Raw genomic sequence first — 23799 nt, forward strand, 5'->3', positions numbered from 1 at the left:
CCGAACTGCGCCCCCCGCCTGAAGGCGGGGGGCGCAGTCGTATGTTGAGGCCCCATTGGGCGACAACTCGCCCCAGATGGCACAATCGGTGCATGGAACGCGACAGCCAACTCGAGCTCTACGAGGCCGTCGCGGCCCGGTTGAAGGAAGCGCACACAACGGTGCGCGAACTGCAAGTCCCGGAGGGCGTAAGGATGGCGCTGTCCCGGAAGCTGCTGGTCATCACGGCAGCGGCGAAGCACGATCTCCCCGGCGCGGCAACGCGTCTGGACCTGTTGATGAAGGACCTGGAAGAGGGGCGATTCCCCGAAGGCGGCTGACCTCAGAACTCCGCCGAGGTCGACTTCGTTGCGGCACTAGGGTGATTAGCCCGTTTCGTGTTTGATTTGCGGTATATATCTGCCTAACGTGCGAAAAAGCCAGGACGCGATCGTTCCGGCCAAATGTCTCCGAAGGGGAAGACGTGAACAAGGCGCAGCTCGTAGAAGCGATTGCCGACAAGCTCGGCGGGCGTCAGCAGGCCGCTGACGCCGTCGACGCGGTGCTTGACGCGATCGTCCGCGCAACGGTCGCCGGAGACCGGGTCTCGGTCACCGGCTTCGGCTCGTTCGAGAAGGTCGACCGCCCCGCTCGCTACGCTCGCAACCCGCAGACCGGCGAGCGTGTCCGGGTCAAGAAGACGTCCGTGCCCCGCTTCCGCGCAGGGCAGGGCTTCAAGGACCTGGTCAGCGGCACGAAGAAGCTCCCCAAGGGAGGCGAGGTCGCGGTCAAGAAGGCCCCCAAGGGCAGCCTCTCCGGCCCGCCGCCCACCATCTCCAAGGCCGCGGCCAAGAAGGCCGCCGCGAAGAGGACCGCGGCGAAGAAGACGACCACGGGCGCCAAGAAGACCGCCGCGAAGAAGACGACCCCGGCAGCGAAGAAGTCGACGGCCAAGACCACCGCCAAGAAGACCACTGCCGCCGCGAAGAAGGCGACCCCGGCGAAGACCACCGCCAAGAAGGCCACGGCGAAGAAGACCGCTCCGGCCAAGAAGGCCACGGCCAAGAAGGCGCCGGCCAAGAAGGCCACGGCGCGCAAGACCGCCGCCAAGAAGACGACCTCGAGGAACAAGTAGCGCCGAGGGCGCGATACCAGCACAAGCGGCCGAGCGCCGCACAGCCACTCACGCGCCGGGCCGGTCTCCCGCTGGGAGACCGGCCCGCGGCGTGCGGTCCCGCGGCGCCCCTTCGGAGCGTGTCCGCGGCACCCTCAGAACGTGTACAGCGTCACCAGCGTGACGCGGCGGCTCTCGCCCTCGCCCTCGGTCTCGATCCGCACCCGCTGCCCCGGCCGCAGCAGCCGCAGGCCGCCCGCGTCGAAGGCCGCCGCGTCGAAGGCCACGGGGGTGCCGTCGTCCAGCAGCACACTGCCGCTGCGGGTCTCGGGGTCGTAGGTGTACGAGGTCGCCTGCATGGCCGCCAGCCTAGTGCCCCCGACCGGCGTGCTTCCTCGGTACGGCCGGAGCGCCGGCCGCCAGGCCCTGCGCGGTGTACCGGCCCACGCCCAGCGCGAGCGCGGCCGCCAGATCCTCACCGGTGTCCACGTCCTGCCGCACGGAATCGAGACCGCCGGACATGATTTCCGTGGCACCGGAAGCCAAATGCGCAAGGCGTGAAGGACCGCCGAAAGCAGGGCGCAATTCAGCGCCCGGCAGGGCGGAGAGCAAAGTCGTGCCGATTCCGGCCGCATCCGTCAGAAATGCCCGGGTAAATACCGAAGCCGCTGCCAGTGCCCTCGCCAATTCGGCGGTACGCAATGCGGGCAGGTCGGCGTTGAGCGCGGCGACCGCCGCGGAGGGGCGCGCTGCGCGCACCACTTCGGCTCCGTGCGCCAGCGCCGCGTTGAGGCCCGCGGCCGGGGAGTCCGGCACGATCCTCGCCCCCAGCGCCGCGAGCCCGGCGGCGGCGGTCGGATCGTCCGTGACGACCGCCACATCCCGTACGGCAGGGCAGGCCAGCGCGGCCGCCACGGTGTCCTGGGCGAACGCGAGGGCGAGACGCCGCCGCAGTCTGTCGTCCGCCGCTCCCGCCAGTCGGCTCTTGGCCAGGGCCAGCGGCTTCAGGGGTACGACCAGGGACCAGCGGCGGGCAGGTGCGGGGACCGGCTCCGTGTCCGTGGCGAACTCTTGGTCCATGCGCATCGCGCCCATTGTCGCCCGGATCTCAGAAGGCCCCGCGGGGAGGGGGTGCGGTCGGGGCGTACCGTGTCCTCGACAGACCAGAGGCCTGGGGCGACACTTGACCCCCAGCAGCCAGGCAATGGCCCGGTCGTAAGAGGAAGGTGTCCGAGTGTCCCGCCGTAGAATCGGCTTCTGGTACCGCCTGGCCGCGGTCATCGCAAAGCCGCCGCTGTTGCTTCTGTTCAAGCGGGACTGGCGGGGAACGGAACACATTCCGGTCGAGGGCGGATTCATCACTGCCATCAACCACAACTCGTACCTCGACATGTTCTCGTACGGGCACTTCCAGTACAACACCGGACGGGTCCCGCGGTTCCTGGCCAAGGCCGCGCTGTTCAAGACGCCCGTCGTCGGGGTCCTGCTGCGGGGCACCCGGCAGATTCCCGTCTACCGCGAGTCCTCCAACGCCGTCGGCGCCTTCCGTGCCGCTGTCGACGCCGTCGAGCGGGGCGAGTGCGTCGCCTTCTACCCGGAGGGCACGCTCACCCGGGACCCCGGCATGTGGCCGATGACCGCCAAGACGGGTGTGGCGCGGGCCGCCCTGCAGACGAAGGCGCCGGTCATCCCGGTCGCCCAGTGGGGCGCCAACTTGGCGATGCCGCCGTATGCCAAGGAGAACAAGGTCCGGCTCTTCCCGCGCAAGACGCTCCAGGTGCAGGCCGGCCCGCCGGTCGACCTCTCGCGCTTCTACGACCTGGATCCCACACCGGAAGTCCTCAAGGCCGCGACCGAGGCCATCATGGCCGCCGTCACGGAGCAGCTCGAGGAGCTGCGCGGCGAGAAGGCGCCGGAGAAGCCGTTCGATCTGCGCGAAGTCCGCGCGGAGCAGCGCCGCAAGGCCGCCGGGGAGGAAGCGAAGTGACAAAGCGGGTCAAGGCCGCCGTCTTCGGAACGGGCTCGTGGGGTACGGCGTTCGGCATGGTGCTGGCCGACGCCGGCTGCGAGGTGACCCTGTGGGGACGCCGCGCGAACCTCGTCGACGCCGTCAACACCACCCGCACCAACCCCGACTACCTGCCGGGGATCGAGCTTCCTGAGAAGCTGCGGGCCACCACGGACCCGGCGGAGGCGCTGCACGAGGCCGACTTCACCGTCCTCGCCGTCCCGTCCCAGACCCTGCGCGGCAATCTCGCCGCGTGGGCGCCGAAACTGCCCGCCGACACCGTGCTCGTCTCCCTGATGAAGGGCGTCGAACTCGGCACCGCCAAGCGGATGAGCGAGGTCATCGAGGAGGTCGCGCACGTGCCGGCCGACCGCGTCGCCGTGGTCACCGGTCCCAACCTCGCCAAGGAGATCGCCCAGCGCCGGCCCGCCGCCGCCGTGGTCGCCTGCCGTGACGAGGCCGTCGCGCAGCGTCTCCAGGCGGCCTGTCACACCCCCTATTTCCGCCCGTACACCAACACCGACGTGGTGGGCTGCGAACTGGGCGGCGCGGTGAAGAACGTCATCGGCCTCGCCGTCGGCATCGCCGACGGCATGGGACTCGGCGACAACGCCAAGGGCTCGCTCATCACCCGCGGCCTCGCGGAGACCACACGGCTGGGCCTCGCCATGGGCGCCGACCCACTGACGTTCTCCGGGCTCGCGGGCCTCGGCGACCTGGTGGCGACCTGCTCGTCGCCGCTGTCCCGCAACCACACCTTCGGCACCAACCTGGGCCGCGGGATGACGCTCCAGGAGACCATCGCGGTCACCAAGCAGACCGCGGAGGGCGTCAAGTCCTGCGAGTCGGTGCTGGACCTGGCCCGCCGGCACGGAGTGGACATGCCGATCACGGAAACGGTCGTCGGCATCGTCCACGAGGGGAAGCCGCCGGTCGTTGCTCTCAAGGAGTTGATGTCCCGCGCCGCCAAGCCCGAGCGACGCTGACGTCGTTCGAACCAGCGGGTAGTCTCATCGCGATATGAGCACCGAGAACCTCCCCCAGAGCCCCGAGCAGCAGCTCCGCAAGCCGCGCGTAGCCGTCGTCTTCGGCGGCCGCAGCTCCGAACACGGGATCTCCGTGGTCACCGCGGGCGCGGTGCTGCGGGCCATCGACCGCACCAAGTACGACGTCCTGCCGATCGGCATCACCGCCGACGGCCGGTGGGCGCTCACCGCCGACGAGCCGGACCGGATGGCGATCACCGACCGCAGGACGCCGAACGTCGAGGAACTGGCCGAGTCGGACGAGGGCGGCGTGGTGCTCTCCGTCGACCCCGGCAGCCGTGAGGTCGTCTACAGCGAGCCGGGCTCCGTGCCCAAGGCGCTCGGCGAGGTCGACGTCGTCTTCCCGATGCTGCACGGCCCGTACGGGGAGGACGGCACGCTCCAGGGCCTGCTCGAACTCTCCGGCGTCCCGTACGTCGGCTCCGGCGTGCTCGCCTCGGCCGTCGGCCAGGACAAGGAGTACATGAAGCGGGTCTTCGTCTCCTTCGGCCTGCCCGTCGGCCCCTACGAGGTGATCCGGCCGCGCGAGTGGGCGAACGACCCGGCGGCCGCCCGTAAGAAGATCGTGGACTTCGCGGGCGAGCACGGCTGGCCGCTGTTCATCAAGCCGGCCCGTGGCGGCTCCTCCATGGGCATCACCAAGGTCGACGGGCTCGCGGGCCTGGACGACGCGATCGCCGAGGCGCAGCGCCACGACCCCAAGATCCTCGTGGAGTCGCTGCTGCGCGGCCGGGAGATCGAGTGCGGCGTGCTCGAGTTCGAGGACGGCCCGCGCGCCAGCGTTCCGGCAGAGATCCCGCCGGTGACGGCCCACGACTTCTACGACTTCGAGGCCAAGTACATCGACTCGGCGGCCGGTCTGGTTCCCGCCCCGCTCACCGACGAGCAGACCGCCGAGGTGCAGCGGCTGGCGGTCGCGGCGTTCGACGCGGCTTCGTGCGAGGGCCTGGTCCGCGCGGACTTCTTCCTCACGGAGGACGGCGAGTTCGTCATCAACGAGATCAACACCATGCCGGGCTTCACGCCGATCTCCATGTACCCGCGGATGTGGCAGGAGAGCGGCGTCGCCTATACCGAACTGGTGGACCGGCTGATCCAGGCCGCCCTGACCCGCTCGACGGGGCTTCGGTAAGGACCCGCAGGTCAAAGCGTGGCCGGGACCGTCTTCTTGACGGGCCCGGCCAGCTCCGTGAGCGGACCGATGTCGTGCATGTACCGGCTGCCGAGTGTGACCTCCACATACGTCACGCGGTACGTGGTGGTGAAGCGGGGACCGTCGTCCCGCTCCTCCAGCAGCCAGTTGACGCCGTCCACCTCGACGCCCTGGCCCTGCGGATCACTCATCCCCACCGGTCGGGCCACACCGCAGCGCAGTACGATCGCGGCATCGCCCCAGCCGGCGGTGAGTTCGGACGACGGCTCCGGGTCGTCGCGGTCGTGCCCGTCGACCGAGTCCGGCAGCTCCCCGTCCAGCGCGCGGCACAGGGCCGCTTCCTCGGCCGGGGGGCTGGGAACCGTGATCGACGCCGACGCGTCGGTGGAGGAGCAGCCCGCGGCGGCCACCAGAACGGCGGCTGCGGACAGGATCAGGGACCGGCGGCCGAAAGACGTCACCGGCCAAGGGTAGACGGGGGCTAGATGTGCACGACCGGGCAGGTCAGGGTGCGGGTGATGCCGTCCACTTGCTGGACCTTGGCGACCACCATGCGACCCAGGTCGTCGACGGTGTCGGCCTGCGCGCGCACGATCACGTCGTACGGGCCGGTCACATCCTCGGCCTGGATCACACCGGGAATCTTTCCGATGGTCTCGGCGACGGTCGACGCCTTGCCCACCTCGGTCTGAATGAGGATGTACGCCTGTACCACGGAGCCTCCAGGGCGGCACGAGGATCATGTCCCCTACCGTCGGTGGGGAGATCCCAGGGAGAGGGGTCGCCACGGTATCGCGTCGTCGCGGGCCACGGGGAGACCCTCGCGGCGGACGGCGCCCGCAGCGTGGCGTACGGCGAACAGAAGTTGACGTGTCTCTTGACGGTACCGACAGCAGTGGCAGCTCGCGACCGCAGCAATCACGCGCGGCGTCCACGACAAGGAGAGGTGACTCGGTGAAGGGAACTGTGGGCGAGTTGGGGGAGTTCGGTCTCATCAAGGAACTCACCGCCAAGCTCACCACCACCCCCGCGGTACGGCTCGGGCCCGGCGATGACGCCGCGGTCGTGGCCGCACCCGACCGACGGGTCGTGGCCAGTACGGACATCCTGCTCGAGGGGCGGCACTTCCGCCGCGACTGGTCCACCGCCTACGACGTGGGACGCAAGGCCGCCGCGCAGAACCTGGCCGACATCGCCGCGATGGGCGCCGTGCCGACGGCGCTGCTCCTCGGGCTTGTCGTCCCTGCAGAACTCCCCGTCACCTGGGCCACCGAGCTCATGGACGGCATCCGTGACGAGTGCCAGGTCGCCGGCGCGGCCGTCGTCGGCGGCGATGTCGTCCGCGGCGAGATCATCACCATCGCGATCACGGCACTCGGCGATCTGCGCAACCACGAACCGGTGACCCGCGCCGGCGCGCAGTCCGGCGATGTCGTCGCCTACACCGGCTGGTTGGGCTGGTCCGCGGCCGGGCACGCGGTCCTGTCACGGGGTTTCCGCTCCCCGCGGGCGTTCGTCGAGGCGCATCGCAGACCGGAGCCGCCGTACCACGCGGGCCCCGCGGCTGCCGGGCTCGGCGCCACCGCGATGTGCGACATCAGCGACGGACTGGTCGCCGACCTCGGGCACATCGCGGAGGCGAGCAAGGTCCGGATCGATCTGCGGTCGGGACTCATCGACATCCCCTCACAGATGAGCGACATCGGCCAGGCCGTCGGCGTCGACCCGCTTCAGTGGGTGCTGACCGGAGGAGAGGACCACGCGATCGTCGCCACCTTCCCGCCGGACGTGAAGCTGCCCGCCCGCTGGAAGGTCATCGGCGAGGTGCTCAACCCGTCGGCGCTGCCCCAGGTGACCGTCGACGGGGCGCCGTGGACGAGCAAGGGCGGCTGGGACCACTTCGGGGGCATCGAGGACGGCAAGTAGATTTCCGGGTATGGACATACCCCCTCGCGTGCTCACCGTCGCCGGGTCCGACTCCGGCGGCGGTGCGGGCATCCAGGCCGACCTCAAGACCATGCTGGCCCTCGGTGTGCACGGCATGAGCGTGCTGACCGCGATCACCGCCCAGAACTCGCTGGGCGTCCAGGGTGCGTGGGAGCTGCCCGTCGAGGCGGTGCGTGCCCAGTACCGGAGCGTCGTCGACGACATCGGCGTACAGGCCGTGAAGACCGGGATGCTGTCCTCCGCCGAACTGGTCGAGACAGTCGCGGAGCTGCTGGCCGGCACGGACGCGCCCGTGGTCGTCGACCCGGTGGGCGTCTCCAAGCACGGTGACCCGCTGCTGGCCGCCTCCGCGCTCGACTCGGTACGGACAAGACTGCTGCCGACCGCGACCGTGGCCACGCCCAACCTGGACGAGGTGTCCCAGCTGACCGGCATCGAGGTCCGCGACGAGGCCGGCATGCGCCGGGCGGCGGACGCCGTCCTCGGCTTCGGGCCCCGATGGGCGCTGATCAAGGGCGGGCACCTGGCCGGTGACGCCGTGGACCTGCTCACGGACGGCGGCGAGGAACACTGGCTTCGCGCACCCCGCCACGACAACCGCCACACCCACGGCACGGGCTGCACGCTCGCTTCCGCGGTGGCCTCGGGTCTGGCACAGGGCATGACCGTCCCGGAGGCCGTCCACGCGGCCAAGGAGTACGTCACCGGGGCGATCGCCGCGGGATTCGCGCTGGGCGCGGGAATCGGTCCCGTGGACCACGGCTGGCGCTTCCGCTAGAGCCGGCCGCCGCCCCCGGGAAGTCGGGGAGTCGCCCGGAGGGGGTCCGCCCGTCCCGGAGCACGGCAAAAAGCCGGCCCACCGAGGTGGACCGGCTTTTCAAGGCAACCGGAGGGCTGCGCTACGACGAGACGTCGGCGGGATCATCCCCGCTGACGCGGGGAGCATCACTTAGCGCGAGACCTTGCCGGCCTTGATGCACGAGGTGCAGACGTTGAGCCGCTTCGGCGTCCGACCGACCACTGCACGCACACGCTGGATGTTCGGGTTCCAGCGACGGGACGTACGGCGGTGCGAGTGCGAAATGTTGTTGCCGAAGCCCGGCCCCTTGCCGCAGACGTCGCAGTTGGCAGCCACGGGTCACTCCAAAGACTTCAGATGCACTTACGGTGAATCCGGCGCGCCGGAATCAGTAGATCTGAAGTGGCTTGCCGGGGGAATGGCCCGACTCTCATCGGGCAACTGGAGCAGCATACATCCACTGCTTCCGAGAGACGAAACTAGCATGCTGCCGCCGCCCCCGACCTGCTCACCGGCGGCGGCCGGGGTCTACGCTGCGGGACGACCCGCAGCCCGAGGCCCCGCCGGCCACCAGGATCTGCCCGGCCGCTCAAGGAGGATCACCAGGTGCCGCAGAGTCTCGACGCCTCGGCCGTACGCGACTGGTGCTCCCTGGCGCTGGAGGCCCTGGGCCGGGAGCGCGAGGAGATCGACGCGATCAACGTCTACCCCGTCGCCGACGGGGACACCGGCACGAACCTCTACCTGACCGTGGAGTCCGCCGCACAGGCCGTGGAGGCCGTGTTCGCCGCCCACGAGACGGGCCGCACCTCACCCGCCCTCGCCGACGTTGTCCGGGCCATGGCCCACGGCGCCCTCATCGGCGCCCGCGGCAACTCGGGCACGATCCTCGCCCAGCTCCTGCGCGGCATGGCCGAACGACTCGGTGACGGAGATCACTTGGCCGGGGCGCTGCGGCGGGCCGCCGAACTGGCGCGTGAAGCGGTGGCGCACCCGGTCGAAGGAACGATCCTCAGCGTCGCCGGGGCCGCGGCGGACGCCGCGGAGAACGCCCCCACCGACGCCCTGAGGGCCGCCTACGCGGGCGCGCGGGCGGCGCTGGACGCCACACCCGGGCAGCTGGCCGTGCTGGAACGCGCGGGCGTCGTGGACGCCGGCGGACAGGGACTGCTGACCGTCCTCGGAGCGCTGGTGCAGGCGGTCTCCGGCGAGGCCCCACCGACACCCTCGCCCGCCCACACACGGCGGACCCGGCAGAACCGGACCGCCGAGCCGTGCTCCGACAGCGGCCCGGCCTTCGAAGTGATCTACCTCCTCGAGGCGGACGACGCGTCCGTCGCCCGGCTGCGGGCACGGCTCGACGGCCTCGGCGACTCCCTCGTCGTCGTCGGAGGCGACGGCCTGTGGAACGTGCACGTCCATGTGGACGACGCCGGCGCGGCCGTGGAAGCCGGTGTCGAGGCCGGGCGGCCCTACCGGATCCGCATCACGCACTTCGACACCGCGACCGATTCCACCCCGAAGGAACAGGCCCAGCGGGCGGTCGTCGCGGTGGTGCAGGGCGAAGGGCTGGCGGACCTGTACCACCAGGCCGGCGCCACGACCGTCCTGGCCCGGCCGGGAGAACCGCCGGCCAGCGGCGAACTCGTCGAGGCGATCCGCCGGGCGCACGCCCGCGAGATCGTCCTCCTCCCGAACGACACGTCCCTGCGCCACACGGCCGCCGCGGCCGCGGAGCAGGCCCGCACGGCCGGCGTCCGCGTCGCCCTGATCCCGACCCGCTCCGCGGTGCAGGGCATCGCGGCCCTCGCCGTCCACGCACCGGACCGCCGCTTCGACGAGGACGTCGTCGCCATGACGGCCGCGGCCGGGGCGACGCGCTACGCGGAACTGGCCGTGGCGGAACACCGGTCGTGGACCTCGGCGGGCGTGTGCCAGGCCGGCGACGTACTGGGTCTGATCGACGGCGACGTCGCCGTGATCGGCGAGGACCTCACGCAGACGGCGCTGACCCTGCTGGACCGCATGCTCTCCTCCGGCGGCGAACTGGTCACGCTGGTCCTGGGCGGCACGGCGCCGCAGGGACTGTCCGACAGGCTGGAGTCCCATGTCCGCGAGGGCTACTTGGCGGTGGACACGGTCACGTACGAGGGTGGCGGGGACCGGTCGACGCCGCTGCTGATCGGGGTGGAGTAGGGAGCGGGTGCGGCGGGGCAGGCCCCGGATCCCGTACCGCGCTCAGCGCGGTGCCCTCAATCTCCCCCTATCGGCCGTGGGAGGTGCCCCCGGGCGGGCGAAGCGCCGCTGCGCGGCATCCAGCCACGCCGCCGACGGAAGCACTCCGGCGTTGCCGGGCGGCTTCGGCCTCGCCGGCGTTCGAGGCGCGGGGGTCCGGTAGGGGGAGGAGCCCCCGAACCGAGCGCGGTTGCTGGTCCGGGCGGAGCCCGGTCTCGGGAAGTGGGGGTCCCCTACGGCCGCCAGGCGGCCGTAGGCCATAGGGGGAGGGGAGGGGAACCGGCCCCGCGCACGGGGACCGCCCCCGCCGACCTCACCCCCCGCCGACCTCCGTCAGCACCGCCCGCGCCTCGGCGCACCGCGACGTGGCGGTCTCGTCCGCCGGGCCGTCCCCCGAGGCCTCGTACGTCGCCAGGACCCCCCGTGCAAGCGCCACCGCCGCGAAGGCGTCACCGAGTGAGGCGTGCAGCCAGGACGCCATGAGCTGCGCGCCCGTGCGCAGGTCGGTGAACTGCTCGCCCGCCTCCTCGAAGACCGCCACCGCCCGCAGGACGAGGGCGACGGCCTCCTCGTACGCGGCCCGTGCCGAGCCGTCCGTGTCGTCGTCCCCGGGCTCGCCCTCGCAGGAACTTGCGATCAGGTCGCCGGTCTGGCGGTAGGTGTCCGCCAGTTCGGCGCGCAGCGCGGCACGGGCATCCTCGTCCGCGGCCCCGTCCGCCGACCCGGCGAGCGCCGACTCGCATTCCGCCGCCGCCGCGGCCATCAGCTCACGCGCCGCGCCGATGCCCGCCTGCCCGTCCCGTACGGCGATCCAGGCCCGGACCCGCAGCGTGCGCACGAGTGCGTGCACGTCGCCGAGGCCGCGCCACAGGTCGCCCGCGCGCTGGTAGGCCAGTTCCGCCTGCGGGTTCAGTTGCGCACGGAACAGGGCCTGCCCGGCCAGGTTCGCGAGCATCGCGTGGTCCCGTTGTTCCGGCCAGCCGCGTGCGATGTCCGCCGCCTTCAGCCAGTGCTCGGCGGCTTCGCGCGGCTCGCCCAGTGCCGTGCAGCAGTCGCCCAGCCACCACAGCGTCTGCACGATCATGCCGTCGCCGTGGTCCTGCTCGGTCAGGTCGGGCAGTACGGACTCCAGCACGGCCGCCGCCTCGTCGGCCCGGCCCAGTTGGAGCAGGAATCCACCGAGCCGGTGCCGTGCGTACGCGCCGTTGCCCGCGCCTTCGCCCGCCTCGTCGGCCCAGTGCGCCGCTTCGAGCGCGTGATCGGCCGCCTCGTCGAGCTTGCCGCTGTCGGAGAGCGTCTCGACGAGCTGGAGGTGCAGGCGGGCCCGCCCGCCCGGTCCGGCGAAGGGGGCCGCGTGTTCCAGCGCGGCCCGTGAGGCCCGCTCGGCGGTCTCCAGGTCGCCGAGGTGCCTGCTGACGCCCGCCAGTTGGCTCTCCGGCTCCACGGCGAACCAGGGGCGGCCCGCGCGGACGTACGCGTCGGCGGCGCGCCTGTACAGCTCGGCCGCCCCGGGCGCGTCCCCGCGGAACGTGGTGATGTCGCCGAGGTAGCCGAGCGCCTCGCCGATGACGACGCCGACCCCGGGCTCCGCCTGCTCCGGCTCCGCGAAGCCGAGGAGTTCGTGCACCGCCTCTTCCAGGGAGGTGACGGCCGCCTCCACGGCTTCCTGGACCTGCATGCCGCCGATCATGTCGTTGAGTATCCGCGCCCGGCAGAGCAGCGCGCGGCACGTCTGCCGCGCGGTGGACCGGCCTTCCGCGTGCAGGGCCAGCGCCCGGTCGCAGGGCTCCTGCACGGCTTCCAGCGCCTGCGGGGGCCGCCCGTCGAGGCTGACGCAGTAGGCGGCACGGGCCAGGGCGGTGGCCGCGCGACCGGGCTCGCCGGCCGTCTCGTACAGCCCGGCTGCGGAGGTGAACAGCCCGATCGCCTCGGCCGGCGGTGTCGAGGGTGCCATTGCGCGGTGCTCGTCGATCTCCGCCTTCTCGAGAACGGCGAGTTCGGTGCCTTCCCGGCCTGCCGCCCGGGCGACGGCGGCCCATGCGTCCGTCGCGTGGGGGTGCTGGGCCTCGGAGAGCCGGCGTGCCTCGGCCAGCAGTCCCGCCAGATCCTCATCGGAACCGGAACCGGAACCGGAACCGGAACCGGAACCGGCCGCGCCGGACGCCGTGGCCGGTGCCTCACGTGGCGCGGGCGCCGGCCGTACCGAACGCACACCGAGCGGCAGCCGGTCCAGCAGCGGCGTACGGTCCATGCGTTCCGCGCTCTGCTCGCTGAAGTACGTGTTGCCGTTGCGCGCGTCGAAACGGGCGGCGATGGCACGCGCCTCCGTACGCGCGTGGACGGCGAGTTCACGCGCGGTCCAGGCGCGGCCGCCGGGACCGGTCAGGCTCGTGTCACCGTGTCCCAGCGCGGTGAGCCGGTCGGTGAGCAGGGCGGTGACCTCCAGGTAGCTGAGCAGGCTGCTCGGCTCTCCGGTGTCCGTGAAGTACGAGGGACGCTCGGCCAGGATCTCCAGGCCGCGCGCCTCGTTGCCGGTCAGCGCGCAGAACTCGACATGCCGGGCGACGGCGCTGCGCATGCTCTCCTTGGAGCGCGCCAGCCGGTAGCCGCGCAGATGATGGGCGCGGGCCTCCTCCGCGCGCCCCAGCCGCAGCAGGGGCAGCAGCGAGGCGGCGAGCACGGCGTGCGGCTCGTGGGCGCAGGTGAACTCGCCCTCCAGCACCGGCCGCCAGGTGACGAGCGCACCTTCGTCGTCGTCCCGCTGGGCCTGCCACGAGCCTTGCGTCCGCAACTCGCAGGCATGGCAGTCGCTCTTGTCGTCCCGGTCGGCGGCCTGCCAGGCGTCGTACGCCCGCTGGGCGCGTTCCAGGTCGCCGACGTGCCGGGCGATCCGCAGCTCGCCCTGCCGCACCGCGCGCTCGGAGTGGCCCGCGAGCCGGTAGCGGTGCTCCATCTCCGCCTGCCACTTCTCGATGGAGGCGAGGGGGATGTGCGGCTGGTCGACCATGCCGCTGGAGACCCACTTGAACATCCAGAACAAAGAGTGGACCTGCCGCCGGTCGAAGTCCTCGGGCCGGTCGTCCCACATTCGCAGCAGCCGTGCGAAGGGGACGAACATCTTGTCCGCCTCCGAGCTGTAGTTGTAGACCTGCATCAGATGGTCGAGGCCGTCGATGACGAGTGACGTGTCGCCGAGTTGCTCGATCTGGGCGAACAGCCGCTCCGCGCGGGCGTTGCGCGCGGGCCCCTCCGGCTCGAGGCCGTTGTCGCAGAGCGCCTGGCGCAGCGCTTCGGCGTCCATGGGGGTGTCGAAGCTCATCGTCCGTTCTCCTGGTCGTGGGTGGCCCACTCCAGCAGGCCCATGAACGCGCGGTTGAGGAGCGCGGAGTCGGCCGGCCGCAGCGGTCGCTGCGCCATCAGCAGGGCTTGCCCGTAGAGCGCTTCGGTCGCCGTGCCCGCCAGTTCCCCGTCCAGGGAACCGATCCTGCGGATCAGCGGGTTGAGGTGGTTGAGCACGAGCCGCGCCCGGGGCGCGCTGCCGCGCAGCGAGCCGAGGATCCCGGCCCACAGGTCGTCGGCCCGGGCTTCTTCCTCCGCGCGTGCCTGCTCGTGCCGTGCGGCCCGGTCGTCGAGATGGAGCGCCGGCACGGTCAGCGGGTGGAAGGCGCGCAGCACCACGTCGCAGCCGAGCGGCTCCAGCCTGGCCCGGGCGGCGGACAGGAAACCGGCGAGGGCCAGCTCCTCCGCGGGATCGACCGCGTCGAGGTGCGCGGTGACCGTGTCGGCGTCGAGTTCGGCGACGACCGTGCCGGGCCGGACCTCGGGCAGGCGCTCGACCAGTTCGCTGTCGTAGGTGTAGCCACCGTTGATCAGGCCGATGCCCTGCGCCGAGGCGATCGGCGCGACCTGCCGGTACTCCTCGACCGTCCGGGCGAAGTGCACCACGGGGTGACGTTGGGCGAACTCCTCCAGCGACAGCCGGCCGTCCGTCGTCTCGAACGGCAGCCACGGCAGCATCGTCCGCAGCATGTCGCTGTCGTGACGGGCCAGCGACTTCACGCCCAAGTGGTGGACGGACAGGAACTGCGCAAGCCGCTCCGGGTCCCCGGCGGCGAGCCCCGTCAGCCACTCCCGGATACGGTCGCCGAGCGCCTCACGCACGGCGGCGAGCGTTTCGTCCGCGTACAGAGACTCGCGGGAAGCCGTCGGGCGCAGGCTGTCGGTGTCGATGACGCACCGCACGAAGAAGGCCCAGTCCGGCAGGAGTTCGTCGGCCCGGTCGGTGAGCAGCATGCCCTTCAGATGCACCCGGTGCCCGGACCGCTGCGCCGGGCTGACCGCGGACGGCAGCACGTACGCGACCCCGCGGACACCGGCGACCGGTAGCGTGAGGTCCACCGAGTCGAGCGGGGTGAAGCCGAACACGTCGTTGCAGTGGCGCGCCAGAGCCACGCGCCGCGCCGCCGGACCCGGGTACGCACGGTCCCAGGGCGCCGGCAGCTCGCTCACCGGGGTGTCGCCCACCCGGACGTCGTACGGCAACAGCGAGCCGAAGTCCCGTGCCAGGGCGGTCACCCGCTCCTCGGTGAGCCAGTCGGCGGTACCGGGCCGCGGGGCGAGGTACACCGTCGTGCCGGGCTCCGGCCGGGCACTGTCGGGCAGGGTCCGTACCGTGTACGACCCGTCGTCGCGCGCCGTCCACTCCACGGGCGGCGCCCCGGGCGTACGGGCGCTGCGGCTCACCACCCGGATCTCGGCGGCCACGACGAAACAGGCGAGCAGCCCGATGCCGAACTGTCCGAGGAACCCGGCCCGTGCGGACTCGAGCCCCTCGCGCTTGGAGCTGCGCCCGATCGTCGCGAGCAGACTGTGCAGGTCCGTCTCGGTCAGACCGATGCCCGAGTCCTCGACACGCAGACCGCCGCCGGCGGCGTACAGCCGCACCCGCGCGGGCGCCCCGGGGTCCTCGGCGCGCCTGGCGGTGATCGCGTCCACGGCGTTCTGGAGGAGTTCGCGCAGATAGACCCGCGGACTGGAATAGAGATGGTGGGAGAGAAGGTCCACCAGGCCGCGCAGATCGACCTGGAAGGTGTGCGGTGTCGTCGTACCGCCGGACGGAGTCGTCTCAGAAGTCATCGTCGCTGCGCCGGTGGGGGGTCGGGCGACGGCGCGGGTCGGGCGATCCCGTACGGCGGTGATCGCGAAAGGGGCGGAAGAGGGGCCATCGTAGGGCTCGCGGCGCCGCGTTGACCAGGAGTTATCAACGGGTGTGCGACGACTGTCGGTGCAGTGGTGTGCAATGGATCGCGTGTCCGCGCTCGACGAACCCCTCAAGAAGACGCTCGGTGCCGCCACCGCCAAGGTGATGGCCGAGCATCTCGATCTGCACACCCTCGGTGACCTGCTGCACCACTACCCGCGGCGGTACGCGGAGCGCGGTGAGCTGACGTCCCTCGCGGAGCTGCCGCTGGACGAGCACGTCACCGTGGTCGCCCAGGTCGCCGACGCGCGGATCCACACGTTCAACCAGGGCCGCGGCAGGCGCCTCGAGGTGACCATCACGGACGGCAGCGGCCGGCTCCAGCTGGTCTTCTTCGGCAAGGGCGTCCACAAACCGCACAAGGACCTGTTGCCGGGCACCCGGGCGATGTTCGCCGGCAAGGTGTCCGTCTTCAACCGCAAGCTCCAGCTGTCCCACCCCGCGTACGAACCGCTGAGCGGCGGAGCGAGCGCGGCCGACGCCGTGGACGCCTTCGCCAACCAGCTCATCCCGATCTACCCGGCCTGCAAGCAGTTGGAGTCCTGGAAGATCTCCAAGGCGGTCGACGCGGTGCTGGACCGGGCGGCGGAAGCGGTGGACCCGCTGCCGCCCGCGCTGCGCGAGGGGCGGGGCATGGCGACCCTGCCCGACGCCCTGCGCAAGATCCACCGCCCGCGCACCAAGGCGGACATCGAGGTGGCCAGGGAGCGGCTGAAGTGGGACGAGGCGTTCGTCCTCCAGGTCGCCCTCGCCCGCAGGCGGTACGCCGACACCCAGCTCCCCGCGGTGGCCCGGCGCCCCGTGCCCGGCGGGCTCCTCGACGCCTTCGACGCCGAACTGCCCTTCACCCTCACCGAAGGCCAGCAGTCCGTCAGCAAGGAGATCTTCGACGACCTCGCGACCGAGCACCCCATGCACCGCCTCCTTCAGGGAGAAGTCGGCTCCGGCAAGACCATGGTCGCTCTTCGGGCCATGCTCGCCGTCGTGGACGCGGGCGGACAGGCCGCGATGCTGGCCCCCACCGAGGTCCTCGCCCAGCAGCACCACCGCTCCATCACCGAGATGATGGGCGAGCTGGCCGAGGGAGGGATGCTCGGAGGCGCCGAACAGGGCACCAAGGTCGTGCTGCTGACCGGTTCCATGGGCGCCGCGGCCCGCCGGCAGGCGCTGCTCGACCTGGTTACCGGCGAGGCGGGGATCGTCATCGGCACCCATGCCCTGATCGAGGACAAGGTCCAGTTCCACGACCTGGGCCTCGTCGTCGTCGACGAGCAGCACCGCTTCGGCGTGGAGCAGCGCGACGCCCTGCGCTCCAAGGGGAAGCAGCCGCCGCACCTGCTGGTCATGACCGCCACCCCCATCCCCCGTACGGTCGCGATGACCGTCTTCGGCGACCTCGAGACGTCCGTGCTCGACCAGTTGCCGGCCGGCCGCTCGCCGATCGCCAGCCATGTCGTCCCCGCCGCCGACAAGCCGCACTTCCTGGCGCGGGCCTGGGAGCGGGTCCGGGAAGAGGCAGAGGGCGGGCACCAGGCGTACGTGGTGTGCCCCCGCATCGGCGACGACGACGAACAGCCGAAGAAGAAGACGGCTGAGGACGAGGCCGAGAAGCGCCCGCCGCTCGCCGTCCTCGATGTCGCCGACCAGCTCGCCAAGGGGCCGCTGAGCGGGCTGCGGGTGGAGGTCCTGCACGGGCGGATGCCGCCCGACGACAAGGACGACGTGATGCGCCGCTTCGGCGCCGGCGACGTGGACGTCCTGGTCGCCACCACCGTCATCGAGGTCGGCGTCAACGTCCCCAATGCCACCGCCATGGTGATCATGGACGCGGACAGGTTCGGCGTCTCCCAGCTCCACCAGCTGCGCGGCCGCGTCGGCCGCGGCTCCGCCCCGGGCCTGTGCCTGCTGGTCACCGAGATGCCGGAGGCGAGCCCGGCCCGTCAGCGCCTGGCCGCGGTCGCCTCGACACTCGACGGTTTCGAGTTGTCCCGGATCGACCTCGAGCAGCGCCGCGAGGGCGATGTACTGGGCCAGGCCCAGTCCGGGGTGCGCTCCTCCCTGCGGATGCTCACCGTCATCGAGGACGAGGAGGTCATCGCCGCCGCCCGCGAGGAGGCCGTCGCGATCGTCGGCGCCGACCCGGACCTCGAGCGGCTGCCCGAACTGCGCACCGCTCTGGACGCCCTGCTGGACAAGGAGCGCGAGCAGTACCTCGACAAGGGCTGAGAGACTCGGGGCTGAGACACTTGAGGATGTGAGCCCGCTCAAGAGAGGCCCTTCATGACCCGCGTGATCGCCGGCGCTGCCGGCGGACGCCGCCTCGCCGTCCCGCCAGGCACCGGCACCCGCCCCACCTCCGACCGTGCCCGGGAAGGGCTGTTCTCCAGTTGGGAGTCGCAGCTCGGCACCCTCGACGGCATCCGCGTCGCCGACCTCTACGCCGGGTCGGGCGCGGTGGGTCTCGAAGCGCTGTCCCGCGGCGCGGCCCACGCCCTGCTGGTCGAGGCGGACGCCCGCGCGGCCCGCGTCGTCCGGGAGAACGTCCGGGCGCTCGGCCTGCCCGGCGCCGAGGTGCGTACCGGCAAAGCGGAACAGATCGCCACGGGTCCGGCGCCGGAGAGCCCCTACGACGTGGTCTTCCTCGACCCGCCGTACGCCGTGACGGACGACGATCTTCGGGAGATTCTGCTCACACTCCGCCTCCAGGGCTGGCTCGCGGACGATGCCCTCGTCACCGTGGAGCGCAGCACCAGAGGCGGAGAATTCAACTGGCCCAAGGGCTTCCAGCCACTGCGGGCCCGTCGCTACGGCGAGGGGACGCTTTGGTACGGTCGCGCCGCCGCTACGTGCGAAGACGCACCATGACCGGACCGGAGAGCGAGGGACTTCAGTTGCGCCGCGCAGTCTGTCCGGGGTCATTCGACCCCATCACCAATGGGCATCTGGACATCATCGCCCGCGCCTCCAAGCTCTACGACGTCGTACACGTCGCGGTGATGATCAACAAGTCCAAGCAGGGACTCTTCACGGTCGACGAGCGGATCGCGATGATCCGCGAGGTCACCGGCGAGTACGGGAACGTCGTGGTGGAGTCCCACCACGGTCTCCTCGTCGACTTCTGCAAGGAGCGCGACATCCCCGCGATCGTCAAGGGGCTGCGCGCGGTCAGCGACTTCGACTACGAGCTCCAGATGGCCCAGATGAACAACGGGCTGTCCGGCGTGGAGACGCTGTTCGTGCCGACGAACCCTACCTACAGCTTCCTCTCGTCCAGTCTGGTCAAGGAAGTGGCCGCCTGGGGCGGCGACGTCTCCCACCTGCTGCCCGACACCGTCCACCGGGCGCTCGTGCGCCGGCTCGCGGAAAAGGGCTGAGCTGACAACTCGTCACCCGGTGTCGGGCGGGGACGGACTGCCCGTACAGTCGTCCCGTCCGTCTCCAACCCGCAGCAGAGAGTGGCGAACCACGGTGGACGTGCAGAAGAAGCTCGACGAGATCGTCGCGGCGGTCGGGAACGCCCGCTCCATGCCCATGTCGGCGTCCTGCGTGGTCAACCGCGCCGAGCTGCTCGCCATGCTCGAAGAGGTGCGCGAGGCTCTGCCCGGCTCACTGGCCCAGGCCCAGGAGCTCATCGGCGGCCGCGAACAGCTCGTCGAGGAGGCCCGCCGCGAGGCCGAGCGGATCATCGAGTCCGCCCACGCCGAGCGCGGCTCGCTGATCTCCGACACCCAGGTTGCCCGCCGCTCGCAGGACGAGGCCGAGCGCATCCTCGCCGAGGCCCGCCGCGAGGCCGAGGAGATCCGCGCGGAGGCCGACGACTACGTCGACTCCAAGCTCGCCAACTTCGAGGTCGTCCTCACCAAGACCATCGGCTCCGTCGACCGCGGCCGCGAGAAGCTCCTCGGCCGGGGACCCGGACTCGACGAGCACGGCTACGCCGACGAGGACGCGCCGGAGCACAGCAACGACCCGCAGACCCTCATCCAGCGGGCCGACCAGTACGTCGACGCCAAGCTCGGCGCCTTCGAGGCCGTGCTCTCCAAGACGCTCGACGCGGTCGGCCGCGGCCGCCAGAAGCTGCACGGACGTATCGCCACGGACGATCTGGGCGCGCACATGGCCGCGCAGGACGCCGCCGGCCTTCAGCACACCAGCGACGCGGACTACCTTGCCGGCCTCGCCGAGCTCGCCGACCCCGTACCCGCGGCCGCACCGGAGCGCGAGCAGCAGGACGCGTACGACTACCCGCCGCAGCCCGCGCCGCAGATCCCGGCCCAGCACGACCCGTACACGTACCAGCCGCAGGAGGCGTACGCGGGCTACCAGCAGCCCGACCCCTACGCCGCCTACCAGGACCAGGGCTACGCCCAGCAGTACGCCCAGCCCGACCCGTACGCCTCTGGCGCCTCCGCCCATGCCGGCGGCTACGGCGAGCAGCCGCCCCCGCCGCCGCAGACCCCGCCCCAGCAGGGCACGGCACTGGACGAGACCAGCCTCTTCGACACGAGCATGATCGACCTGGAACAGCTGAACCGGTACGAGCAGGGGCGCTGAGGGCCCGGATTGGGTCTATCGCGGCTGTTGAAGTACCCTGGTTCTTCGGTCGCGCGTAGATCGCGATCCCGGCTGTCCGCTTCGCCCCACGAACCGGGACGGCCCCTCCCACGAACCGAAAGCAGGAAGTCCCCTGAGCACGCGCCTCGACCATCGCAATCCCCTCGTGTTCGACACGCACGAGCTGGGACGGCGACCGGGTGCGCTCCAGCGGCTCTCCCGCACGGTGGACGCTCCCAAGGACCTCGGCATCGCCGATGTCATCGGTGTGCCGGAAGGCGCGCCCGTGGAGCTCGACCTCCGCCTCGAGTCCGTCATGGAAGGTGTGCTTGTCACAGGCACCACCCGTGCGACCGCCGAGGGGGAGTGCGTAAGGTGTCTGGAGCCGCTGCGCCAAGAGGTCGCGGCGGACTTCCAGGAGATGTTCACGTACCCCGACGCCGACGACAGGGGCCGCAGTCGCACTGCGGAGCCTGCCGACGACGAAGAGGACGAGGACAGGCTCTTTCTCGAGGACGGTCTTTTCGACCTCGAGCCCGTGCTGCGTGATGCGGTGGTGCTCGCACTGCCGATGCAGCCGGTGTGCCGGGAGACCTGCGAAGGTCTGTGCCCCGAGTGCGGGGTCAGGCTGGACGAGAACCCGGACCACCACCACGACGCCGTCGACATCCGTTGGGCGGCACTGCAGGGACTCGCCGAGACCGTTCAGGACGGCGAGAAGGACAACATGGGCGGCGCCGAAGCGGGCGTCGACGAGAAGCAGGAGAAGTAGCCGTGGCTGTTCCGAAGCGGAAGATGTCGCGCAGCAACACGCGCCACCGCCGGTCGCAGTGGAAGGCTGCGGTCCCCACCCTGGTTTCGTGTGAGCGTTGCCAGGAGCCGAAGCAGCAGCACATCGCGTGCCCGAGCTGCGGCACCTACAACAAGCGCCAGGTCCTCGAGGTCTGAGCGGCTGGTGAGAGGCGCGATGTCTGAGTCCAACAAGACGGACAATGCCTCGTCCCACACGCTTCTGGAAGGGCGGCTCGGGTATCAGCTCGAGTCCGCCCTTCTGGTGCGCGCGCTGACCCACCGTTCGTACGCGTACGAGAACGGCGGTCTGCCCACCAACGAGCGCCTGGAGTTCCTCGGGGACTCCGTGCTCGGCCTGGTGGTCACCGACACGCTGTACCGCACCCATCCCGACCTGCCGGAAGGCCAGCTGGCCAAACTGCGGGCCGCTGTGGTCAATTCGCGTGCGCTGGCGGAGGTCGGGCGTGGCCTCGAACTCGGCTCCTTCATCCGGCTCGGCCGTGGCGAAGAGGGCACGGGGGGCCGGGACAAGGCATCCATCCTCGCCGACACCCTGGAAGCGGTGATCGGCGCGGTCTATCTCGACCAGGGCCTCGATGCGGCGTCCGAGCTGGTTCACCGGCTCTTCGACCCGCTCATCGAGAAGTCCTCGAACCTCGGTGCGGGCCTGGACTGGAAGACCAGTCTCCAGGAGCTCACCGCGGCAGAAGGGCTCGGCGTCCCGGAGTACCTGGTCACCGAGACCGGTCCTGACCACGAGAAGACCTTCACTGCTGCCGCCCGCGTCGGTGGTGTCTCGTACGGCACCGGCACCGGCCGCAGCAAGAAGGAAGCGGAGCAGCAGGCGGCGGAAGCCGCGTGGCGGGAGATCCGTGCCGACGCGGACCGGCGCCTGGCAGCGGCGAAGGCCGCCGCCGAGAGCGGGGCCGCCACGGACGAAGGGGACGCCGACACCTCTTCCGAACCGGCAGCGGCGGACGCAGCGGCACCGGACGACGAACCGGTACCGGCGGACGAGCAGCAGGCATCCGCGGACAGGGCTTCGGCCTGATTCCGCGGAGCTCCGTCGCACGAGAGCAGTTCCGGTGAGGCCCCCCGCCCCAGGCGGGGGGCCTCACCGCTGTCCCCGCCCGTCAACGGCCCACGGCCCGGCGGTACCCTGCGGGCAACACCATGTGACTCGCAGAAGGAGACGCGACCCGTGCCCGAGCTGCCCGAGGTCGAGGTCGTGCGCCGTGGTCTGCAGAGCTGGGTCAGCGGTCGCACGATCGCCGACGTGCAGGTGCTGCACCCGCGCGCGATCCGCAGACACCTGCCCGGTGCACAGGACTTCGCCGCACGGCTCACCGGCAGGACCGTCGGCGAGGCGTGCCGGCGCGGCAAGTACCTGTGGCTGCCCCTCGCGGACACCGACACCTCGATCCTCGGCCACCTGGGCATGAGCGGTCAGCTCCTCGTGCAGCCCCAGGACGCGGACGACGAGAAGCATCTGCGCATCCGCATCCGGTTCGCTGATGCGCTGGGCACCGAGCTGCGCTTCGTCGACCAGCGCACCTTCGGCGGCCTGTCCCTGCACGAGAACGCGCCGGACGGCCTGCCCGAGGTCCTCTCCCACATCGCCCGCGACCCGCTCGACCCGCTCTTCGACGACGCCGGGTTCCACACCGCGCTGCGGGCCCGACGTACCACCGTCAAACGAGCCCTGCTGGACCAGTCCCTGATCAGCGGCGTCGGCAACATCTACGCCGACGAGGCGCTGTGGCGCTCGAGACTCCACTACGAGCGTCCCACTGCGACTCTCACCCGGCCCCGCTCCGTCGAACTCCTCCGCCACGTGCGCGAGGTGATGACCGCGGCCCTCGCCTATGTGTCCCGGCCGGTTCAGTAGCCGAAGAAGTGACGCGGGGCCTCGCTGACCTGCGGCCGTGTTGTCGATCAACGCTGCAACCTGCGACTTAGCTGTCGGTGGTTGTCAGCGTTGGTCGTCGTTGAGCACCCTTCGACGGCCCCGAGACGGCCCGAGGTGCTTCTAGAACTGATCTCGCCACCATGGGGCGTCGAGAGAATCAGAGCGGATGACCTTGGCTCGTCGGAGAATCTTGGAATCGAGAGACCGCACAAGCTCGCGCAGCTCTCTTGCCGACTTCTTGGGGAGGGCATGCATGATCTTTTCGAGGTGATCGCGAAAGTAGCTCGGATGGTCACAGCACCCAGATATCCCACACTCGGCCGGAGCGAGGGGGTCGGTGATCCTCTTCAGTGGGCCGTGAGCCAAAGCTGCCCAGTGCCAGAAGGCTTCAGCCGTGTCGCCTGGCCAGAAGCGAGTGCGTTCGAGCTTGCGGATGTGAGCTTGAGACGCCCCGGAGAGCCTGTTGATCGGCGGATACGGATGGCGGAGGTAGTGCCTGCGAAGGCGGACGGGGAGGTCCTTCCGCACGGCGGATGGGCGCCTACGCGGCATTGCCCCTTCGGTTGTAAGTCATGGTGACAAAAGTACCGTCGGCTACGCGGATGATCTAGAGCCGGTGCACGGGCACGCGGTCGGTGGAGCGGCTTTGGGCGGGAGCTGCCATGGGGCGAGAGATCATGGCCCCGTAAGCTTCCGGCGAGTCGGGCAGTCTGTGGACCTGTGGCGTCCTGCTCTGCGCGCTGCTGGCGTGGCCACCGGGCGGGACAACGGGATGCATGCGCTGCGGCACTTCTATGCGTCGGTGCTCCTGGACGCGGGGGAGAGCATCAAGGCTCTCAGTGAATACCTCGGGCACCATGACCCCGGCTTCACGCTCCGGACGTACACGCACCTGATGCCGTCGAGCGAGACCCGTACGCGGGCCGCCGTAGATACAGTCTGGGCCGCCTCGGTTGCCGATAACGGCCCCGAGACGGCCCAGGGAAGCTGACAGGTCGCTGAC

At 71.0% G+C, this 23799-nt stretch carries 22 protein-coding genes and 2 pseudogenes; 17 read left to right on the top strand and 7 right to left on the bottom strand.

The features are described from left to right. Positions 1 to 92 precede the first annotated feature (92 nt). On the top strand, positions 93 to 320 hold the full coding sequence (locus MDN94_RS16020) for an SCO5555 family protein (protein WP_482726460.1): 228 nt from the start codon (positions 93 to 95) through the stop codon (positions 318 to 320). A 143-nt stretch (positions 321 to 463) separates the two neighbouring features. Beyond that, entirely contained in the window at positions 464 to 1114 is a 651-nt protein-coding gene (locus MDN94_RS16025; protein WP_482726461.1) for an HU family DNA-binding protein, read from the top strand. 134 nt (positions 1115 to 1248) lie between these two features. Here the strand turns inward: MDN94_RS16025 and MDN94_RS16030 are convergent, their stop codons facing one another. Next, complete coding sequence (locus MDN94_RS16030; RefSeq protein ID WP_482726462.1) at positions 1249 to 1452, bottom strand: hypothetical protein; 204 nt, start codon at positions 1450 to 1452, stop codon at positions 1249 to 1251. A 10-nt stretch (positions 1453 to 1462) separates the two neighbouring features. After that, the gene (cofC, locus tag MDN94_RS16035; RefSeq protein ID WP_482726463.1) at positions 1463 to 2179 is read right to left on the bottom strand and encodes a 2-phospho-L-lactate guanylyltransferase; all 717 of its coding nucleotides are present in this window, start codon (positions 2177 to 2179) and stop codon (positions 1463 to 1465) included. Between the two features lie 148 nt (positions 2180 to 2327). Here cofC and MDN94_RS16040 point away from each other — a divergent pair, with 148 nt between their 5' ends. The 3 genes from MDN94_RS16040 to MDN94_RS16050 are packed head-to-tail and all read left to right on the top strand — an operon-like array spanning position 2328 to position 5279. After that, positions 2328 to 3080, top strand: coding sequence for a lysophospholipid acyltransferase family protein (locus MDN94_RS16040; RefSeq protein WP_360043974.1), 753 nt, complete (start codon positions 2328 to 2330; stop codon positions 3078 to 3080). Beyond that, positions 3077 to 4087 carry an NAD(P)H-dependent glycerol-3-phosphate dehydrogenase gene (locus MDN94_RS16045; RefSeq protein WP_482726464.1) on the top strand — a complete coding sequence of 337 codons (1011 nt, stop codon included), beginning with the start codon at positions 3077 to 3079 and terminating at the stop codon, positions 4085 to 4087. Before MDN94_RS16040 ends, MDN94_RS16045 begins: the two co-directional genes overlap by 4 nt. 34 nt (positions 4088 to 4121) lie before the next feature. Next, positions 4122 to 5279, top strand: a complete 1158-nt coding sequence (locus MDN94_RS16050; protein ID WP_441266442.1) for a D-alanine--D-alanine ligase family protein — start codon at positions 4122 to 4124, stop codon at positions 5277 to 5279. A gap of 11 nt (positions 5280 to 5290) precedes the next feature. On the opposite strand, the gene MDN94_RS16055 is transcribed toward MDN94_RS16050, so the two are convergent. Together MDN94_RS16055 and MDN94_RS16060 are read right to left on the bottom strand one after the other, a co-directional pair. Beyond that, positions 5291 to 5761 carry a DUF3515 domain-containing protein gene (locus MDN94_RS16055; RefSeq protein ID WP_482726465.1) on the bottom strand — a complete coding sequence of 157 codons (471 nt, stop codon included), beginning with the start codon at positions 5759 to 5761 and terminating at the stop codon, positions 5291 to 5293. 20 nt (positions 5762 to 5781) lie between these two features. Further along, positions 5782 to 6015, bottom strand: coding sequence for an Lrp/AsnC family transcriptional regulator (locus MDN94_RS16060; RefSeq protein WP_159686611.1), 234 nt, complete (start codon positions 6013 to 6015; stop codon positions 5782 to 5784). Positions 6016 to 6254: 239 nt separating this feature from the next. On the opposite strand from MDN94_RS16060, the gene MDN94_RS16065 reads away from it, so the two are divergent. Both MDN94_RS16065 and thiD read left to right on the top strand, forming a co-directional pair. Then, entirely contained in the window at positions 6255 to 7226 is a 972-nt protein-coding gene (locus MDN94_RS16065; RefSeq protein ID WP_482726466.1) for a thiamine-phosphate kinase, read from the top strand. A 10-nt stretch (positions 7227 to 7236) separates the two neighbouring features. Continuing rightward, entirely contained in the window at positions 7237 to 8025 is a 789-nt protein-coding gene (thiD, locus tag MDN94_RS16070) for a bifunctional hydroxymethylpyrimidine kinase/phosphomethylpyrimidine kinase (protein ID WP_482726467.1), read from the top strand. A gap of 171 nt (positions 8026 to 8196) precedes the next feature. Here the strand turns inward: thiD and rpmB are convergent, their stop codons facing one another. Then, entirely contained in the window at positions 8197 to 8382 is a 186-nt protein-coding gene (gene rpmB / locus MDN94_RS16075; RefSeq protein ID WP_003957616.1) for a 50S ribosomal protein L28, read from the bottom strand. A 270-nt stretch (positions 8383 to 8652) separates the two neighbouring features. Between rpmB and MDN94_RS16080 the strand changes: the two genes are divergently transcribed. Beyond that, positions 8653 to 10242, top strand: a complete 1590-nt coding sequence (locus tag MDN94_RS16080) for a DAK2 domain-containing protein (RefSeq protein ID WP_482726468.1) — start codon at positions 8653 to 8655, stop codon at positions 10240 to 10242. Positions 10243 to 10594: 352 nt separating this feature from the next. Here the strand turns inward: MDN94_RS16080 and MDN94_RS16085 are convergent, their stop codons facing one another. Next, positions 10595 to 13600, bottom strand: a complete 3006-nt coding sequence (locus MDN94_RS16085) for a tetratricopeptide repeat protein (RefSeq protein WP_482726469.1) — start codon at positions 13598 to 13600, stop codon at positions 10595 to 10597. Then, complete coding sequence (locus MDN94_RS16090) at positions 13597 to 15417, bottom strand: HSP90 family protein (RefSeq protein WP_482726470.1); 1821 nt, start codon at positions 15415 to 15417, stop codon at positions 13597 to 13599. The genes MDN94_RS16085 and MDN94_RS16090 overlap by 4 nt, the downstream gene beginning before the upstream one ends. A 163-nt stretch (positions 15418 to 15580) precedes the next feature. On the opposite strand from MDN94_RS16090, the gene recG reads away from it, so the two are divergent. The 9 genes and pseudogenes from recG to MDN94_RS16135 form a co-directional block, all read left to right on the top strand. Beyond that, positions 15581 to 17767 (top strand): ATP-dependent DNA helicase RecG, encoded by a 2187-nt coding sequence (gene recG / locus MDN94_RS16095; RefSeq protein ID WP_441266435.1) that lies wholly within the window; start codon positions 15581 to 15583, stop codon positions 17765 to 17767. 54 nt (positions 17768 to 17821) lie between these two features. Further along, complete coding sequence (gene rsmD / locus MDN94_RS16100) at positions 17822 to 18406, top strand: 16S rRNA (guanine(966)-N(2))-methyltransferase RsmD (RefSeq protein WP_482726471.1); 585 nt, start codon at positions 17822 to 17824, stop codon at positions 18404 to 18406. Between the two features lie 26 nt (positions 18407 to 18432). Beyond that, on the top strand, positions 18433 to 18915 hold the full coding sequence (gene coaD, locus MDN94_RS16105; RefSeq protein WP_053556892.1) for a pantetheine-phosphate adenylyltransferase: 483 nt from the start codon (positions 18433 to 18435) through the stop codon (positions 18913 to 18915). A gap of 94 nt (positions 18916 to 19009) precedes the next feature. Further along, positions 19010 to 20095 (top strand): ATP synthase F0 subunit B, encoded by a 1086-nt coding sequence (locus MDN94_RS16110; protein ID WP_482726472.1) that lies wholly within the window; start codon positions 19010 to 19012, stop codon positions 20093 to 20095. A gap of 166 nt (positions 20096 to 20261) precedes the next feature. Then, entirely contained in the window at positions 20262 to 20867 is a 606-nt protein-coding gene (locus tag MDN94_RS16115; protein ID WP_441266432.1) for a YceD family protein, read from the top strand. A gap of 2 nt (positions 20868 to 20869) precedes the next feature. Further along, entirely contained in the window at positions 20870 to 21043 is a 174-nt protein-coding gene (gene rpmF / locus MDN94_RS16120) for a 50S ribosomal protein L32 (RefSeq protein WP_026165248.1), read from the top strand. Positions 21044 to 21062: 19 nt separating this feature from the next. After that, positions 21063 to 21938, top strand: a complete 876-nt coding sequence (rnc, locus tag MDN94_RS16125) for a ribonuclease III (protein ID WP_482726473.1) — start codon at positions 21063 to 21065, stop codon at positions 21936 to 21938. Positions 21939 to 22088: 150 nt separating this feature from the next. After that, a pseudogene (gene mutM, locus MDN94_RS16130) lies at positions 22089 to 22751 on the top strand (bifunctional DNA-formamidopyrimidine glycosylase/DNA-(apurinic or apyrimidinic site) lyase); the annotation flags it as partial. Positions 22752 to 23514: 763 nt separating this feature from the next. After that, positions 23515 to 23787: pseudogene (locus MDN94_RS16135) on the top strand (tyrosine-type recombinase/integrase); the annotation flags it as partial. Between the last annotated feature and the right edge of the window lie 12 nt (positions 23788 to 23799).

The organism is Streptomyces sp. WAC00040, assembly GCF_056835925.1.

Bases quoted from the DNA above. Each gene is read 5' to 3' on its own strand.
- thiD (WP_482726467.1), top strand. From the start codon at position 7,237: ATGGACATACCCCCTCGCGTGCTCACCGTCGCCGGGTCCGACTCCGGC.
- cofC (WP_482726463.1), bottom strand. From the start codon at position 2,179: ATGCGCATGGACCAAGAGTTCGCCACGGACACGGAGCCGGTCCCCGCA.
- MDN94_RS16050 (WP_441266442.1), top strand. From the start codon at position 4,122: ATGAGCACCGAGAACCTCCCCCAGAGCCCCGAGCAGCAGCTCCGCAAG.
- rnc (WP_482726473.1), top strand. From the start codon at position 21,063: ATGTCTGAGTCCAACAAGACGGACAATGCCTCGTCCCACACGCTTCTG.
- MDN94_RS16085 (WP_482726469.1), bottom strand. From the start codon at position 13,600: ATGAGCTTCGACACCCCCATGGACGCCGAAGCGCTGCGCCAGGCGCTC.
- rsmD (WP_482726471.1), top strand. From the start codon at position 17,822: ATGACCCGCGTGATCGCCGGCGCTGCCGGCGGACGCCGCCTCGCCGTC.
- recG (WP_441266435.1), top strand. From the start codon at position 15,581: ATGGATCGCGTGTCCGCGCTCGACGAACCCCTCAAGAAGACGCTCGGT.
- MDN94_RS16090 (WP_482726470.1), bottom strand. From the start codon at position 15,417: ATGACTTCTGAGACGACTCCGTCCGGCGGTACGACGACACCGCACACC.
- MDN94_RS16030 (WP_482726462.1), bottom strand. From the start codon at position 1,452: ATGCAGGCGACCTCGTACACCTACGACCCCGAGACCCGCAGCGGCAGT.
- MDN94_RS16020 (WP_482726460.1), top strand. From the start codon at position 93: ATGGAACGCGACAGCCAACTCGAGCTCTACGAGGCCGTCGCGGCCCGG.